General features: G+C 62.3%; 14 protein-coding genes. 2 read left to right on the top strand and 12 right to left on the bottom strand.

The features are described from left to right. The 12 genes from GM79_RS06545 to GM79_RS06490 all read right to left on the bottom strand — a co-directional run. Window positions 1-432 (bottom strand): Ig-like domain-containing protein (locus GM79_RS06545; protein ID WP_161787134.1); only part of this gene is annotated, 432 nt, incomplete at its 3' end. Window positions 433-513: 81 nt separating this feature from the next. Then, window positions 514-909 carry a hypothetical protein gene (locus GM79_RS06540; protein ID WP_152559876.1) on the bottom strand — a complete coding sequence of 132 codons (396 nt, stop codon included), beginning with the start codon at window positions 907-909 and terminating at the stop codon, window positions 514-516. A 29-nt stretch (window positions 910-938) separates the two neighbouring features. After that, on the bottom strand, window positions 939-1,310 hold the full coding sequence (locus tag GM79_RS06535; protein WP_035561083.1) for a T9SS type A sorting domain-containing protein: 372 nt from the start codon (window positions 1,308-1,310) through the stop codon (window positions 939-941). 200 nt (window positions 1,311-1,510) lie between these two features. After that, entirely contained in the window at window positions 1,511-4,252 is a 2,742-nt protein-coding gene (locus GM79_RS06530; RefSeq protein ID WP_035561080.1) for a T9SS type A sorting domain-containing protein, read from the bottom strand. Window positions 4,253-4,583: 331 nt separating this feature from the next. Then, window positions 4,584-5,468 (bottom strand): ATP synthase F1 subunit gamma, encoded by an 885-nt coding sequence (atpG, locus tag GM79_RS06525; RefSeq protein WP_035561077.1) that lies wholly within the window; start codon window positions 5,466-5,468, stop codon window positions 4,584-4,586. A 127-nt stretch (window positions 5,469-5,595) separates the two neighbouring features. After that, the gene (atpA, locus tag GM79_RS06520; protein WP_035561074.1) at window positions 5,596-7,179 is read right to left on the bottom strand and encodes a F0F1 ATP synthase subunit alpha; all 1,584 of its coding nucleotides are present in this window, start codon (window positions 7,177-7,179) and stop codon (window positions 5,596-5,598) included. A 135-nt stretch (window positions 7,180-7,314) separates the two neighbouring features. Further along, on the bottom strand, window positions 7,315-7,875 hold the full coding sequence (atpH, locus tag GM79_RS06515; protein WP_035561071.1) for an ATP synthase F1 subunit delta: 561 nt from the start codon (window positions 7,873-7,875) through the stop codon (window positions 7,315-7,317). A gap of 95 nt (window positions 7,876-7,970) precedes the next feature. Further along, window positions 7,971-8,468 carry a F0F1 ATP synthase subunit B gene (gene atpF / locus GM79_RS06510; RefSeq protein WP_035561095.1) on the bottom strand — a complete coding sequence of 166 codons (498 nt, stop codon included), beginning with the start codon at window positions 8,466-8,468 and terminating at the stop codon, window positions 7,971-7,973. Between the two features lie 150 nt (window positions 8,469-8,618). Then, complete coding sequence (atpE, locus tag GM79_RS06505; RefSeq protein ID WP_035561068.1) at window positions 8,619-8,894, bottom strand: ATP synthase F0 subunit C; 276 nt, start codon at window positions 8,892-8,894, stop codon at window positions 8,619-8,621. Between the two features lie 123 nt (window positions 8,895-9,017). Then, a complete protein-coding gene (atpB, locus tag GM79_RS06500; RefSeq protein WP_316930102.1) occupies window positions 9,018-9,971 on the bottom strand; it encodes a F0F1 ATP synthase subunit A in 954 nt (317 codons plus the stop codon). 141 nt (window positions 9,972-10,112) lie between these two features. Further along, the gene (locus GM79_RS06495) at window positions 10,113-10,520 is read right to left on the bottom strand and encodes a hypothetical protein (RefSeq protein ID WP_035561062.1); all 408 of its coding nucleotides are present in this window, start codon (window positions 10,518-10,520) and stop codon (window positions 10,113-10,115) included. Window positions 10,521-10,585: 65 nt separating this feature from the next. Beyond that, window positions 10,586-10,831, bottom strand: coding sequence for an AtpZ/AtpI family protein (locus GM79_RS06490; protein WP_035561060.1), 246 nt, complete (start codon window positions 10,829-10,831; stop codon window positions 10,586-10,588). A gap of 185 nt (window positions 10,832-11,016) precedes the next feature. Between GM79_RS06490 and GM79_RS06485 the strand changes: the two genes are divergently transcribed. Beyond that, entirely contained in the window at window positions 11,017-14,082 is a 3,066-nt protein-coding gene (locus tag GM79_RS06485) for a tetratricopeptide repeat protein (protein ID WP_152559874.1), read from the top strand. A 115-nt stretch (window positions 14,083-14,197) separates the two neighbouring features. Continuing rightward, window positions 14,198-16,537: a penicillin-binding protein 1A gene (locus GM79_RS06480; protein WP_316930101.1), complete on the top strand. Its 2,340-nt coding sequence runs from the start codon at window positions 14,198-14,200 to the stop codon at window positions 16,535-16,537. The last annotated feature ends 71 nt before the right edge of the window (window positions 16,538-16,608 follow it).

The following is a 16,608-nucleotide window of genomic DNA, read 5'->3' as shown; positions in this document are numbered from 1 at the left end:
GGCGGTGTTGGCGAACGTGCCGCGCCCGGTGCCGCCCACGGCCGCCGTGAACTGCCCCACCCGGGCCGTGGCCAGTGGCCCCCCGGCGGCACTGGCCGCAGCCCGCGTCACGGTGTACTGCACGGTTTCGCCGGGCCGAAAGTCGTAGGCCGTGGGGGCAAAGCTCAGGGTACGGCCGCTCAGGGCCGTGCCACTGCGGCTGCGCAAGCCCCCGCGCTGGCTGCTAAAAACCCGGAGGGCTGCCGCCGAGGCCGCAGTGAGCGGCTGGCTGAATGTGGCCACTACGCTGGCGCTACGGGGCACAACCCGGGCATTGGCTGCCGGGCTGAGGCTGGTGAGGGTGGGCGCCTGAGCCCGGGCGGCCCCGCCCAGACCCAGCAGCAATACCCCACTGGACAGCCCCACAAACAATAAGTAACGAGTAGCAGGCATGGTAAGAACAGGGACAGAAAAAAGCGGCCGGCCTGTGCCCAAAGCAAGCCGCCGGTTAGTAAAGTTATGCTACGGCCCGCGCTACCTCCGGCAGAGCCACGCCATATAAGGCGGCCACGGCGGCATCGATGGCCGCTTGGGTCTCGTGAGTGTCGGCAATAGGGTCGGCATCTCGCCGGGGTTCTTAGGTCCCTTCACCTCCAGCACCACGGCCACCGGCGAGTCGGCGGCATCGGCCAGGTGCAGCACCAAATCGCGCTTGCCGTAGCGCGAGCCGCCCTCGGGCCGGGTCACCGTCCGCAGAAAATCCAGAATATGGGTTTCGCCGTGCCGCTCAATCTTGTTCGGGTCCAGGGGCCGGAGCATCTCAGTCAGGTGGCCGCTGAAGTCGTTGAGCTGGGCGGGGTGGGCGCGGGCGACGCAGGCGGGCGGTGGCCAGGTCGGGCGGGAGAAGCTTGGGTAGGAGCATAGGGGCAAATGTAGGGGCGGGGCGGGCGCCTCCCCTCCTACTCCACCCGTAGCGTTTTGCCCACGCGCTGGTCGCCCACCTGCACCACTATCCGGTACAGGCCCGGTGCCCGGCCCAGCAGCGGCACTTCCGCCTTGCCGCCTTGCTCCGTCAGGCTCACGGGCTGCTCGAATACTACCGTGCCCTGGGCATCGCTCAGCGTCACGGTGGCACTGCTGGCCCCGGCCACGGCCGGCACCTGCACCGTGGCCCGAATGTGGGCGGGGTTGGGGTAAACACTCAGGTCGGCCAAGGGCTCGGCCGAGACCTGAGCGCGGGCGGCCGGGCTGGCCAACAGCAACAGCAACGGCAGCGGCAAAGCCAGCTGGCGGCCCGCCAGCAACAGGTGAGAAGCGGCAGCAGTGAACATAGCGAAAGGGGAAAAGGAAGCGCGCAACCGGAGCTTTTTCCCAGGCCAACGGCCCGGAATAGCTCCGTTGAACGCAACCCTGCCCCCCGCAGTATGCCGGAGCAACCAAAAACCGCAGGCCCGGCCACCAACTGCCTCGTTTTAAAGGCTAAAAAAGACCGGCCTGCTCCTCCCCCAACCCTACGCCCGACGGCCGCCGGCTATTCTACCACCAACTGCTGGCTCAGCTGCTGCGTGCCCACCCGCGCCCGCACCTGGTAGAGGCCCGGCGCCACCCCCGCGAGCGGCAGCTGGGCCAGACTGCCGGGCCGCGACACGGCCAGGGTGCGCACGGTACGGCCCAGCGCGTCGTGCAGCGTGAGCACGACTGGCCGGGTGCCGGGCGCGGCGGGCAGCTGCACCGTTACCGTGCCGCGGGCGGGGTTGGGGTAGAGGCCCAACGGAGCGGCCGCCTGCGGCGCCGCCGCCGCCAATGGCCCCAGGCCAAAGTCCAGACCGTTGGTGATACCGCCGGGCGTGGTGACGGTGAGGAGGCCGGGCCGGGCCCCGCCGGGCACCAGCACACCGCTGATTTGGGTACCGGCCGCGTTCACGGTGAAGCCCGCCGTAACCACCTGGTTGGCGGTGCCCGCGAAGGTGATGGCCGTGGCCCCGGTCAGGTTGGTGCCGGTGATGATGAGCGGGGACCCCACGGGCGCCTGCAGGGCCGAAAGCGCGGTGAGGGTGGCCAGCCGAGGGTCGTTGAAGAAGGCAATGTGCGACAGGAGCTTGCTGCCGTCGGCCACCCCGGCGAGGTTGCCGCCGGCCACCACCTGGCCACTTTTAGTCACGGCCATTGCCAGCACGTTCTGGTTCAAGCCGGTGCCCAGGTCGCTCCAGGCGGTGCCGTCCCACTTGGCCGCAAACTCGGTGGACGCGGGCGGCGACGTGCGCTGGGTGTAGAACTGCCCCCCCACGTACACGCTGCTGCCCGACACGGCAATGGCACGGACGCTACTGTTCGGCGCCTTGGGCTGGCCCAGGCCGAGGGTGCTCCAGACGGTGCCGTTCCAGGTGGCGATGTTATTGGCCGGGCGGCCGTCGGCGGTGCTGAAGAAGCCGCCCGCGTACAGCACGTTGCCAGCCGCCGTCAGGGTTTCGACCAGGCTGTTGACGCCGGGCGTGGGGCCGGTGCCCACGGGCGCCCAGGTGCTGCCATCCCAACGGGCCAGGTACTGCACCAGCCCGCCAGCCAGCGGCCGTACCGAAAAGCTGCCCCCCGCATAAAGCTGGCCATCCAGCACGGCCAGGGCCCTTACTTCGCCCCGCAAGCCGTTATCGCCCCCCATCAGCAACGGCGCCCAGGCAATGCCGTTCCATTGGGCCACAAAGTTGGCTTCGGCCCCGCCAGCTTCGGTGAAATTACCGCCCGCGTACAGCAGCGGGCCCGCCACGGCCAGGGCGTTTACTACCCGGTTGGTGCCCGCACCGAGCGGGTGCCAGGCTGCGCCATCCCATCGGGCCAGGTGGTTGGCCGGGGTGCCGCCCGCACTGGTGAATTCCCCCCCCACGTACAAGCTGGCGCCCGCCACGGCCAGACACAGCACGTCCTTGTTCACGCCATTGGCGGGGCCGGTGCCCAGCGCGTGCCAGGCGCGGCCGTCCCACCGGGCAATGTTGTTGGCCAGCACCCGGCCGGCCGTGGCGAAGTTGCCGCCCACGTACACATCGGTGCCCGATACGGCTACGGCCGCTACCACGCCCACACTGCTCAGGCCCAGGCCTTCGCCCAGCGCGCTCCAGTCCGTGCCGCTCCACTGCGCCACGTACGAGGCGCCCACGCCGCCCGCCGTGGTCAGCTCGCCGCCTGCGTACAGCGTGCTGCCCACCGTGCACAGGGCCTTCACCGGCGCATTCACGCCATTGGCCGCGCCCGCCCCCACGGCGCGCCAGGCGCTGCCGTCCCAGTGCGCCACCGAATTGGCCGGCTGCCCCCCGGCCTGTGCAAAACCACCCCCCACGTACACGCCGCTCGCCGAGGGCGTCAGCGCGTACACGGTGCTGCTTGTGCCGGCGCCCAGCGCGGCCCAGCTGGTGCCGTCCCAGCGCGCTATGCGGTTGGCCGGCGCCCCGCCCGCTTCCCAGAACTGGCCGCCCACAAACAGGTCGGTGCCGCGCACGGCCAAGGCATGCACGGCACTGTTGGTACCCGCGCCCAGCGCACGCCACCCGGTACTGTTCCACTGCGCCACGTACTTAGCCGGCAGCCCATCGGCCTCATCGAAGAACCCACCGACGTAAAGCGTGGTGCCCAGCACGGCCAGCGCATTCACGCCGTTGTTCACGCCGCCGCCCACGGCGCTCCAGGTGGTGCCGTTCCATTGCGCCACGTGAGCGGCCGGAATTCCCCCGGCCGTGGTGAAGCTTCCACCGGCGTACAGCGTAGTGCCGAGCACGGCGAGGGCTTTCACCTCGTTTCCGACGCCCATGGCGGGGGCCGGCCCCAGGCTGCTCCACGCCGTGCCGTCCCATTGGGCCACGTTGCTCACCGGCACCCCACCGGCCCGGCTGAAGCGGCCGGCCACATACAGTGTGTTGCCTATCATGGCCAAGGCATTCACTTGGTTGTTCACGCCATTGGCCGCGCCCGTGCCCACCGGGCTCCAGGCCGTCCCGTCCCATTTGGCTACATGGTTGGCCCTTATCCGACCGGCCGTGGTGAACTCGCCGCCAATGTAGAGGTCGGTGCCTACCCGAAGCACGGCATTCACAATGTAGTTGGTGCCGGGAGCATTGAACCCGTCCTGCCAGTATTCATCGCCGGGGCCAGCGGTTCTGGCGGTGCCGGCGGGCCGAAACACGGGCTGGCCATCGGCCGCCATAAACATGGTGTATTTCCGGGCGTCAAAGGAGCCGGCGGCCCCGTGGCGCAAGGTACCGTCCAGATTCAGCGCAGTGCCCACCGACGGGGAGTTTGCCCGGATAAATTCAGTGGCTTCCCCACTCTCAGCTCTGGCCGCTCCCAACGTCAGGCTCCAGAGCCAGACCAGAAGAAGCCCGTGGTAGAAGCAGTGGCCCCTTTTGCTTGGCAGCAAGGCCTGCCATGGGCTGTAGTGGTGGGAACGTAGCTTTTTACTCATAATTGGTCGCGCCTATTTTGCGCGGCTAAAGATAGCGGCGTATTGAGGTGCCAAACCCACCGGCGCCCACTCCTAGTATTCCACGAAATCCTCCACGCAAAGAAGGCCCGCCTCCAATGGGAACGGGCCTTCTTTGTGTGTCTAAAGCGTTTTATTACCCCGCTGCCAGTGCTTCGGCACCACCCACGATTTCGAGAATTTCGGTCGTGATGGCTGCCTGACGCGTCCGGTTGTAGGTCAGCTTGAGGGCCTTGAGCAGCTCACCGGCGTTGTCGGTGGCTTTGTCCATGGCCGTCATACGGGCGCCGTGCTCCGAAGCGTTGCTTTCCAGCACCGCTTTGTAAAGCTGTATTTTCAGCGACTGCGGAATCAGGGTCTGGATGATTTCTTCTTTCGAAGGCTCAAAAACGTAATCTACGTTGGCAGTGGCAGAAGCAGTAACGGGCGCTTCCGTCTTCACCAGCGGCAGCAGCTGCTCGGTGCGGATAATCTGCGTAGCCACGTTCCGGAACTCGTTGTACACCATCACGACCTCGTCGTACTGCCCGTTGCGGAAACTGTCCATGGCAAGCTCTGCCGCCTCGCGCACCGTCTCAAACGACAGCTTGGCGAAAACATGGGTGAAGTTGCCCACGATGTTGCCCTTGCGGGTGTAGTAGTCGTGGGCTTTCTTGCCAATGGCCAGTATCGAGATGCTGGTTGCCGGCAGGTTGGCGTAGCGCTCCGCAATGGCTGCGTTCACACCCTTAAACACGTTCGAGTTGAACGCGCCCGCCAGACCACGGTCCGAGGTAACGGCAATAATCAGCACCCGGCGCACCTCGCGGGCCACGCCGTATTCGCTCACAATGTCGTTGTCGGTCGTGCGCGTCAGGTTCGCCAGAATGGTGTTCAGGCGCTGCGCGTAAGGCCGCATCCGGATGATGTTGTCTTGGGCACGACGCAGCTTGGCCGCCGCCACCATTTTCATGGCTTTGGTAATCTGCTGCGTGCTGCTCACCGACTGAATGCGGCTGCGGACTTCTTTTAAGCTTGCCATAATGGGGATAAATGAACGTCATGCTGAGCTTGCCGAAGCATCTCTACCGCAGTAGTAATCAATACTGACCCAACGAAGCGGTAAAGATGCTTCGGCAAGCTCAGCATGACGTTCTTTCACTTAATTCTTACTTCACCGCGTAGTTCGCTGCCACGTCCTTGGCTACCTCGCGGATGGCCTTGGTGCCAGCGTCCTCCAGCTTGCCAGCCTTCAGCGCCTTCAGCACGTCGGGGTAGCGGGAGTTCATTACTTGGCCGAACTCCTTCTCGAACTCACGCACCCGGTTAACGGGCACGGTGTCGAGTAGGCCATTGGTCGAGGCGTACACGATGGCCACCTGGTCTTCCACCTTCACAGGCGAGAACTGGGGCTGCTTCAGGATTTCGAGGTTGCGACGGCCGCGCTCAATGGTGAGCTTGGTCGAGGCGTCGAGGTCGGAGCCGAACTTGGCGAAGGCTTCCAGCTCGCGGAACTGGGCCTGGTCGAGCTTCAGCGTACCGGCCACTTTCTTCATCGACTTAATCTGGGCGTTACCACCCACGCGCGACACCGAAATACCCACGTTGATGGCCGGCCTCACACCCGAGTTGAACAGGTTGGTCTCGAGGAAAATCTGGCCGTCGGTGATGGAAATCACGTTCGTCGGGATGTATGCCGATACGTCGCCCGCCTGCGTCTCGATGATGGGCAGGGCCGTGAGCGAACCGCCGCCTTTCACCAGGTGCCGGATGCTTTCGGGCAGGTCGTTCATGTTCTGAGCGATTTCGTCCGAAGCGTTGATTTTGGCGGCCCGCTCCAGCAAACGGCTGTGCAGGTAGAATACGTCGCCGGGGTATGCCTCGCGTCCGGGAGGACGACGGAGCAGTAGCGACACCTCGCGGTAAGCCACCGCCTGCTTCGACAAGTCGTCATAAACCACGAGGGCGGGACGACCCGTATCGCGGAAGAATTCGCCAATGGCAGCACCGGTAAAGGGCGCGTAGAACTGCAGAGGCGCGGGGTCGGCGGCCGGAGCGGCTACCACCACGGTGTAGTCCATGGCACCACCTTTGGTCAGCGACTGCACCACCTGGGCGATGGTCGAAGCCTTCTGGCCGATAGCCACGTAAATGCAATACACAGGCTTACCAGCTTCAAAGAACTCGCGCTGGTTCAGGATGGTATCGATGGCCACGGCCGACTTACCCGTCTGACGGTCACCGATAATCAGCTCGCGCTGACCCCGGCCAATCGGAATCATGGCGTCAATCGACTTGATACCAGTTTGCATCGGCTCGGTTACGGGCTGACGGTAGATTACACCAGGAGCCTTGCGCTCGAGGGGCATTTCGTACAGCTCGCCCGTGATAGGACCACGGCCGTCGATGGGCTGACCGAGGGTGTTTACCACCCGGCCCACAATGCCTTCGCCTACTTTAATAGAAGCAATTTTGTTGGTACGACGCACGGTAGCGCCTTCCTGAATGCCCGAATAGTCGCCGAGCAATACGGCACCTACGTTGTCCTCTTCGAGGTTAAGCACCAGCCCTTGCAGGCCCGTCTCGAACTCAATCAGCTCGCCCGCCTGGGCTTTACTCAAGCCGTAGATGCGCGCCACACCGTCGCCAACCTGCAACACGGTGCCGACTTCTTCCAGCTCGGCTTCGGACTTGAAATTGGACAGTTGCTGCCGCAGGATTGCGGATACTTCGTCCGGACGTACTTCTGCCATTTTTTTGGGAATTGAGTATGTATTATTGAGTAGTCAGTAGCGCGAAGCGGGGCTTCGCGTGCCTGCGCCAATTTGAATTAGTATCGTCGGCGCGGAGACACGAACAACTGCGTTCGCACTACACCGACTATCGGCTTACACCTTTTGTTGAAACGTAGTGTCTTGCAAAGAGGTGCGCATCTTGCGGAGGCTGGTGCGCACGGAATCATCAAGCTGGTTGTCGCCAACGCGCAGGATGAAGCCGCCAATGAGGTCGGCGTCCACCTTTTCGGTCAGTTTCACGTCAGTCAGGCCGGTTTGCTGGGTTACCAGCTTCTCCATCTCAGCCCGCGAGGCAGCCGTGAGCGGAGTGGCCGAAGTCACCTCGGCCATCTGGATGCCCTGCATGGCATTGTACTGCACCTGAAACTCGGTGCCCATGCCTTCCAGCGCCGACTCCCGGTTTTTCTGGGTGAGGATGGCGAAAAACTTCATGGTGATGTCCGACACCTTACCCCCAAAAATGGCGGTGAGGATGGCCAGCTTCTTGTCGTGCTTCACAATCGGATTGCGCAGCAACAGCCGCAGCTCGCGGCTTTCGGCCATGGTCTTGCTCAGCAGGTCCATGTCCTCTTTCACGCTCTCCAGCGTGCCCATCTCCTTGCCCAAGTCGAGGAGCGACTTGGCGTAGCGGGACGCTACTCGTTGGTCAGCCATTTTATTGTCAGCTAATAGCTAATAGCTGTTAGCTGTTAGCAGTGGGCTTCATTCTCTCGAAAAAAGCTAACGGCTAACAGCTGACAGCTAACAGCTTAATTAAGATTTACGTCTTTCAAATACGAATCGACCAGCTGCGTTTGGGCGGCGGGCTCGGCGAGCTCGCGGCGCAGGATGCGCTCGGCGATATCGACCGACAGCTTGGCGGCGGTGTTTTTCACTTCGGCCAGGGCCGCGTTTTTCTCCTGCTGGATGGCTTCGCGGGCTTGGCTGATAATGCGGTTGGCTTCTTCGGTGGCGCGGGCCTTTTCGGCGTCGCGGTGCTGGTTGGCCATCACGGTGGCTTCCTGCATCATGCGGTCGCGCTCGTGGCGGGCGTCGGCGAGCAACTTTTCGTTGCCGGCTTTCAGCTGCTGCATTTCAATTTTGGCCTGGTCGGCCATGCGCAGGGCATTGTCGATGGTGTCTTCCCGCTCTTTGAGCGACAGCAGGATGGGCCGCCAGGCAAACTTGCCCAGCAGAAACAACACCAACAGGAAGATAACCAGTTGCCAGAAAATCAGGCCGAGTTCAGGATTTAAGAAAGCTGGCATAAGGAAATTATAATTAGGGAACCGCCGGTTGAGGCTGGTTAAGCTTGCTACATCTTGTAGGAGCAGGTAAGCCCGCCGCGCCAACTGCAATAGCAGCAGCGGGCGGCGGGCTTCCAACTACTTCCGGGCACTGCGGCCCGGCAAATCATCTTAGAGTTTGGTCCAGATAAGTACGCACACTACGACTGCGAACAGGCCGAGGCCTTCAATCAGAGCGGCGGCGATAATCATAGCCGTCTGGATTTTGCCCGAAGCATCGGGCTGACGACCGATGGCATCCATAGCGCTGCCGCCGATGCGACCAATACCCAGGCCTACGCCCAAAGCAACCAGACCAGCACCGATACCGGCACCCATTACTGCCAAACCAGGACCGTAGTTGGCGGCCATTTCAACAGCAGCCTGCAAAAACAAAGAAAGTAACATAAAAAAAGAAAAAGGGGGAGGAGAAAAAGCTAGCCAATCCCGCAGCGAGGGGGGGGGAATGCTGCGGTCTGACTAAAACAACCAGCAGGTCAGGCGCTATGCCTGCCTAAATAAGTCTTGAGATTAGTGGGCCGCGTGAGGAGCGGTTTCATCCTCGTTGTAGCCAATCTGCATATCCGCATCGTGGTGCTCTTCTACCGCGCCGCCGATGTACATGGCGGTGAGCAGCGTGAAGATGAAGGCCTGCAGGATAGCCACCAGCAATTCCAGAATGTTGATAAACAGACCGAAAGCCAAGGTAACGGGAGCCACGGCCCACGATTTGAAGATGAACACCAAGCTAATAAAGCTCAGCACCACAATGTGTCCGGCCGTGATGTTGGCAAACAGACGAATCATCAGGGAGAAAGGCTTGGTGAAGATGCCCAGGAATTCCACCACAATCATGATGGGCAGCAGGGGCTTGGGCACGCCGGGCGTAGCAAAAATGTGAGCCCAGTAGTACTTGTTGCTCGAAGCCAGGGTGATAACCAGCGTCATCACGGCCAGCACCAGGGTCACGGCAATGTTGCCGCTCAGGTTGGCCGCGCCGGGCATGAGGCCCAGCAGGTTGTTGAACCAGATGAAGAAGAAGGCGGTGAGCAGGTACGGCATGTAGCGCTCGTACTTGGGGCCGATGTTCTTCTTGGCAATTTCGTCGCGGATGAAGATGATGACGGGCTCGAAGAACGACTGCAGGCCGCTGGGCGCCCGGCCGCGGTTCTTCTTGTAGCCACGGGCTACGGCCGTGAACACCAGCAGCATGAGCACGGCGCTAAAGAGTAGCGAAGCGGTGTTTTTGGTGATGGAGAAGTCGTATACTTTGCTGCCGTCTTCGGCCACGAGCTTGTCTTCTTCCAGTTTCAGGCCGTTGTGGCTATGGCCGTGGGCCAGCTGCCCGCCCGAAAACATGCTCAACCCTTTGGTGGGCTGGTAAGCGATAATGGGCAGCGGCACGCTCACGTGGGTGGCGTGCTCGCCCTCGCCGAGGGTAGCCAAGTGCCACTCGTGCGAATCGCCGATGTGCTCCAAAATCATTTCGCCAGGGTTGAACCCCTCCCCTTTGGAAGCCTCATTGGCTGGCTCGTTCGCAAAAGCGGACAGGGATACAAAGCAAAGAAGTATCGAAAGTAAACGCTTCATTCAAAGGAAATTAATGAAAGACTTCGGGCTAAAGCGCTATGTTTGCGCCACTTGCTTTTTTGAAATCGGCCGCAAGTTACTAAAAATAGCCCAGATTTCAAACCCAGCCCACGAAAAGTACAGCAGGAAGAAGGCCCCGAGGAAGGTCCAGAGCCCCCTTCCCTCCTGGGCGCCGCCCCGGGCCAGATGCACCGTGACGAGGGCCAGGGAAGTGAGCATCCGCACGGTCATGCCAATAAGGTAGCCGATACCCAGATTGGTGGGTGACACAGCCACGAGGCGCGCCGTGAGACTATAGATAAGGAACGTGAGCCCGGCCATGAAGCCGAACAGCAGCCCCATGTAGCGGTGAATGATGGCCGGCCCGTAGAGCAGATGCAGGACGTAGAGCAGCGCCCCCAGCACTCCGCCAAACAGGAAAAACTGGCGCAGAAATCGAATCATAATGGCGTGGTTTAGTTGCCCGTTTCTAGTTGTCGGTTGTCAGTCTAACAACTAGCAACCGACAGCTACTCTCTGGTGAGGCTGCGGATAATCTGGAACATGGCGAGAAACACACCCACCAGCATGAGCCCGACCGTGAACCACGGGTTTTTGGACTGGTACCGCTCGTCGAGCCACATGCCCAGCCAGGTGAAGCCGCCGATGATGCCCAGCATCTGGAAGGCAATACCCGAGTACTTGGCGAACGCGCGGACGCGGGTGGAGCCTGCGGCGGGCTTGTCGGCGGGCTCAGGAACGGGCGGTGTGGACATGGAAAGGACGTGGTGAAGCGACGTGCAAAGGTACGGCGGAGGCGAAGGACCGTTTGGTCCGGGAAAAACGTAATTTTACCCGTTCGCCTTCGTTAGGCGGTTGGCGCCTGCCGGCTATAACGAACATTTCGGGTTACCTCCGGCGTTGCGGAGGCAACTGGCTGCCCTTACCTCTCCCTTTGGCTTTGACACAACATTTGCTGATACACCGCTGGCCGGCGCTCCTCGTCTTCCTTTTAGGATTGGGCGCGGCGGGCTGCGCTTCCGATAAAAACCTGGTGGCGCATGCCTTCAACAACGTGGCGGCGCGCGACAATGCCTATTTCCTGGCCCGCGAGAAGCTCCACGAAACCGAAGCCAAGCTCTACGAAGGCCGCGTGAACGACTACAACCAGACGCTGCCGCTGTTCCCGACCCTGGACAGCACCACTGTGCGGGCCAGCCGAACCGACCTCAACCAGATTATTAAGCGGGCTTCGATGCCGATTCAGCACCGGCCGGGCTCGGACTGGACCGATGACGCTTACATTCTGGTGGCCTGGGCGCGCTTTTATCAGATGCAGTTCGACGACGCGGCGCTCACCTTTAAGTATGTGAACTCGACGAGCAAGGACGCCAACGCCAAGCACGAGGCGCTGATTGGGCTGATGCGAACCTTTGTGGCGCAGGGCGAATACGAGAGCGCCAAGGCGGTATCGGACCTGCTGGACAAGGAAACCGGCCTGCCCACCGATGCGCGCCAGCTGTTTCTGACCCGCGCCGACTATTACATCCGTACCGATGAGCCGGCCAAGGCGATTCCTGAGCTGGAACGGGCCATTCCGCTGATTGAGCTGAAAAACGAACGGTCGCGCACGCGCTACGTGCTGGCGCAGCTGTACCAGAACGCCGGCCAGGACCAGAAAGCCTACGAGCAGCTGGACCAGCTGCTGTCGCGCAACCCACCGTATGAGCTCGACTTCCAGGCCAAGCTGCTGCTGGCCCAGGTATCGGGCTTGGACGTGAAAGACCGGGAGCGACTGGATAAGAACTTCGCCGCGTTGCTGAAAGACTCAAAAAACAAGGAATACCGCGACAAGATTTACTACGAGATGGCGCGGCTGAACTACCGCGAAAAGAAGTTTCCGGAGGCCCTGAAACTGTTGCGCCAGTCCATTAAAGCCACCACTACCAACCCGCTGCAAAAAAGCTACACCTACCTGCTGGCGGGACGCATCTACTACGAAGAGCTGCAGAAATACCGCCTTGCGGCGGCTTATTACGACAGCACCGTGCAGAACCTGGCTCCGGAAGCCAAAACCTACGCGGCCATCAAGGAGCGGAGCGACATCCTGCGGGAATTCGCCAAGCAGTACACCATCATCGAAACGCAGGACAGCCTGCAGGCCCTGGCCAAACTGAACCCGACGGCGCTGGACGAGAAGCTAAACCTGTATGCCGACGCTGAAATTGCGGCCAAGGAGCGCGAAGCAGCCCGGCTCGCGGCCTTACAGAAAGCGAGTGAGCGCACCGCCGAGCTGGCCGCGCGCACCAGCAGCAGCAGCGGCAATTCGGCTTTCCCCGGCAGCGGCCTGGGCGGCGCCACCGACGACCCGCTGGCTTTTGACCCCACCGCCACGGCTTCGGGCGCCAAATGGTACTTCGATAACCCGGTGACGCTGGGCAAGGCGCGGGGCGACTTCATCCGAAAATGGGGCGACCGGCAGCTGCAGGACAACTGGCGTACCAGCAGCCAGGCCAGCAGCTCGCCCAACACCACCGCCAACGGCGGCGCCCCCATCTCCGTTACCGGCCAGGATGCCAACCGCGTGAATGCCGGCGGCGCGGATTCCGTGGCTGCTGCCGCCGCCAGCAACCCTGCCGCCCAGAAACAGGCCTTGGTGGCTCAGTACCGCAGCAGCCTGCCGCTCACGCCCGAGCTGCTTACGGAATCGGATGCGCAGGTGGAAACCGCGCTGTACGAACTGGCCGGCATCTACAAAGAGCAGCTGAAGGAGCGCGACAAAGGCTATGAAACTTACGAGCGGCAGGTGGCCCGCTACCCCGCCCGCGAACACGCTCCCGACGCCTATTACCTGCTTTACCTGCACTACAAGGATGTGGCTGACGCCGCGAAAATGGCGCAGTACGCGGCGGCGCTCCAGCGCGAGTTCCCCACGTCCATCTACGCCAAGCTCATTGCCAACCCACTGTACCGCGAGCAGGAGCTGGCGCTGCACAATGCCGTAGCCAGCCGGTTGGACTCAGCTTTCACCTATTACACCAAACAGGATTTCCGGAAAGCCACGGCCGTGCTGGCGCGCACCGAAAAGCAATACCCCAAAAGCGACCTGACCGACCGGGTGGCCTACGTGAAAACGCTGCTCGTTATCCGGACTCAGCCGCCGCTTGCGGCCCGCTCGTCGGTCGAGCAGTTTGCCCGCGATTTCCCGGACAGCCCCCTGGCTCCGCAGGCCCTGGCGCTGGCCGAAACCTACCGCAAGCAGGGCAATGGCCAGATTGCGGGCGCATTGGCATCGACAGAAAAGCCGGTGGTTTCGATTTTCCGGCCGGGCGAAGTGGATAACCGCATGCGCATCCAATACCGCGAAAACGAAACGCCCGCCAAAGCGCTGAACACCGCGCCGCCCACGGTTGAAGACGCCCCGGTAGCGCCGGCAGGCAAGCGCACGCCCAAAAGCTCCGCTATTTCGGACCAGCTGGGCCAGGCGGATGAAAAAGCGGTGCCAAAGCTGCTCACTCCCGAGCTCGCCCCGGCGCCGGCACCCGAAAACCCAGACGCGCCAGCAGCCAACGGCCTGGCGCCAGCACCAAGCCCGGCCGCTATCAGCCCGGCCGAGCCGGCGGCCCAACCCGTAGCCGCCGAGCCCGCAGTAGCGGCCACGGCCTACGTCACCCAGCTCAGTGGGGCGCACGCGGTGGTGCTGGTATTTCCGAAAGCCACTCCGGCCGCGCCCGATTTGGTGACGCAGCTGGGCACGTATAACAGCCGGTTTTTCCGGGCCAACAACCTAAGAATTGAGACGCCACCGTTGGGTGCCGACCAGGACCTGGTGGTGGTGCGCACGCTGCCCGGCGCCAAAGTGGCCCAGAGCTACGCCACCAAGCTACGGGGGCCGCAGTCGCCGCTGGCACGGCTGCGCGGGGCCGGCTACCAAACCCTGGTTATCAGCGCCGAAAACCTGGCGCTGTTGCAGGCTTCGGGTGATTTGGCCGGGTACCTGAGTTTTTATCAGCGCGTGTATAAATGAGTTATGAGTTTGTAGTTATGAGTTATGAGTTTGCAGTCGGACCTTTGCTGCATGGCCGGGCTTACCTCACGCTGTAAACTCATAACGCCTAACTTTTAACTCCCAACTCCAACGAATGCCTGCTTCCTCCCCCGCCCGCCGCTCCAAACCGACGCCCCTGAAACCGGTGCGCAACGGGCGGTTCACGGCTTTTGCGCGCACCATGTGGCTGCTGTTTGGGGCGGGCGTGGTGGGCCTGGGGCTGTTTGTGCTGGCCGTGAGCGGCAACTTCCTGGAGCTGTTCGGGCGCATGCCCAACCTCAAAACCCTGGAAAACCCGCGCTCCGAGCTGGCCTCCGAAATCTACTCGGCCGACGGGGTGCTGCTGGGCAAATACTTCCGCGAAAACCGCACGCCCGTGGAGTTCAAGGACCTGCCCCAAAATATAGTGGATGCCCTGATTGCCACCGAGGATGTGCGGTTTGAGCAGCATTCGGGCATCGATATGAAAAGCATATTCCGGGCCGTGGTGGGCGTGGCCACGTTCAACCGCAACGGCGGCGGCTCCACGCTCACGCAGCAGGTGGCCAAGGTGCTGTTTCGCACCCGTGCCGACCTGAACGACGGTAGCCTGAACGGCAACGGCAAGCTGGGCCTGCTCATCACCAAAACCAAGGAGTGGATTCTGGCCATCCGGCTGGAACGCAACTACACCAAGCGCGAAATCCTGCGCATGTACCTCAACACGGTGGAGTACGGCTCGAACTCGTTCGGCGTCAACACGGCCGCCAAAACCTTCTTCAACAAAAAGCCCAAGGACCTGACCAACGCCGAGGCCGCCACGCTGGTGGGCATCGTGAACGCGCCGGGCCGCTTTAGCCCGGTGGCGCACCCGCAACGCTCGCGCAAGCGGCGCAACTGGGTGCTGCGCCAGATGGCCAAGTCCAACTACATCACCAGCGCCCAGCTGATGGCCGACACGGCCAAGCCCATCGTGCTGAAATATTCGGTGGAAAACCCCAGCAAGGGCCTCGCACCTTATTTCCGGACCGAGGTGGCCAAGTCGCTGCTGGCCTGGGCCCGGGAAACCGACCACGACCTGTACGCCGACGGCCTGAAGATTTACACCACCATCGATTCGCGGATGCAGAAGTACGCCGAGCAATCGGTGGCCGAACACCTGAAGCTGCAACAAAAGTGGTTCGACCAGCACTGGAAGGGCCAGCTGCCCTGGCGCGACGAAAACGGCAAGGTGATTCCCGAGTTTCTGAACATCTCGATGCGCCGCACCCAGCGCTATAAGTCGCTGATGAACCAATACGAGGGCAACCGCGACTCGGTGAATTATTACCTGCGCAAGAAGTACAAAATGCAGGTGTTTACGTGGCAGGGCGAGAAGGAAATGATGATGTCGCCACTCGATTCGCTGGCTTACTACAAACGCATGCTGCGCGCCGGCTTCCTGGCCGTGAACCCGCTCAACGGCCAGATTAAGGCCTGGGTGGGCGGGGCCAACTACAAGTTTTTCAAGTTCGACCATGTGCGCCAGGGCAAGCGCCAGCCCGGCTCCACATTCAAGCCCATTGTGTACGCGGCGGCCATCGACCAGGGCTACTCGCCCTGCTTCCCGCGGCCCGACGTGGCCACCACGTTCCCGGCCGTGGCCGGCCGCGCGCCCTACACGCCCCGCAACTTCGAGGGCACCTTTTCGGGGCGCGTGTTCACGCTGCGGCAGGCCCTGGCGCGGTCCATGAACTCGATTACGGCGTGGCTGGTGATGAAGCTGACGCCCGAAACCATCGTGGCCTACGCCAAGCGCCTGGGCATCACGTCGGAAATTGATGCGGTGCCGGCCATCGGCTTCGGCTCTTCCGACGTCAGCATCTACGAGCTGTGCGGCGTCTACGGCACGTTCGTCAACAAGGGCGTGTGGACTTCGCCCGTCATGGTTACGCGCATTGAGGACAAGAACGGCAACGTGCTGCGCGAATTTGTGCCCCGCACCAGGGAAGTGCTCAGCGAAGAAACCGCCTACGTGATGACCAACATGCTGCAAGCCAGCACCACCGAGCCCGGCGGCACCAGCACCATTCTGCACACGGGCTTCAAGTTTCCCTACGAAATCGGAGCCAAAACCGGCACTACGTCTAACTATTCCGACGCCTGGTTCATGGGCATCACCCCCGACCTTGTCTGCGGCATGTGGGTGGGCGGCGAAGACCGCAGCATTCACTTCCGCACCGGCACCTACGGCCAGGGTGCCCGCATGGCCCTGCCGCTCTACGGCCTGTTCATGCAGAAGGTGTACAAGGACAAAAGCATCGGCATCAATACCGGCCCCTTCCCCAAGCCCGCCGCGCCGCTGAGCATCGAAATCGACTGCGCCAAGTACTACGGCGGCCCCCGCGACACCATTCCCGACGACCAGAAGATGCAGGTTCCCGTAGCCGCCGACCTGGACGACCAGGACATATAATCGCTGATTGCCGCTGATTGAGTTGATTTCGCTGATTTTCCTTCCCTTCACGCCGCGGCGGGCGCCCGCCG

This window comes from Hymenobacter sp. IS2118, from assembly GCF_000715495.1.
In the GTDB taxonomy this organism is placed as follows: Bacteria; Bacteroidota; Bacteroidia; order Cytophagales; family Hymenobacteraceae; genus Hymenobacter.
Note: the sequence above shows the minus strand (reverse complement) of the source record. Positions and strands in the feature narration are given on the sequence as shown.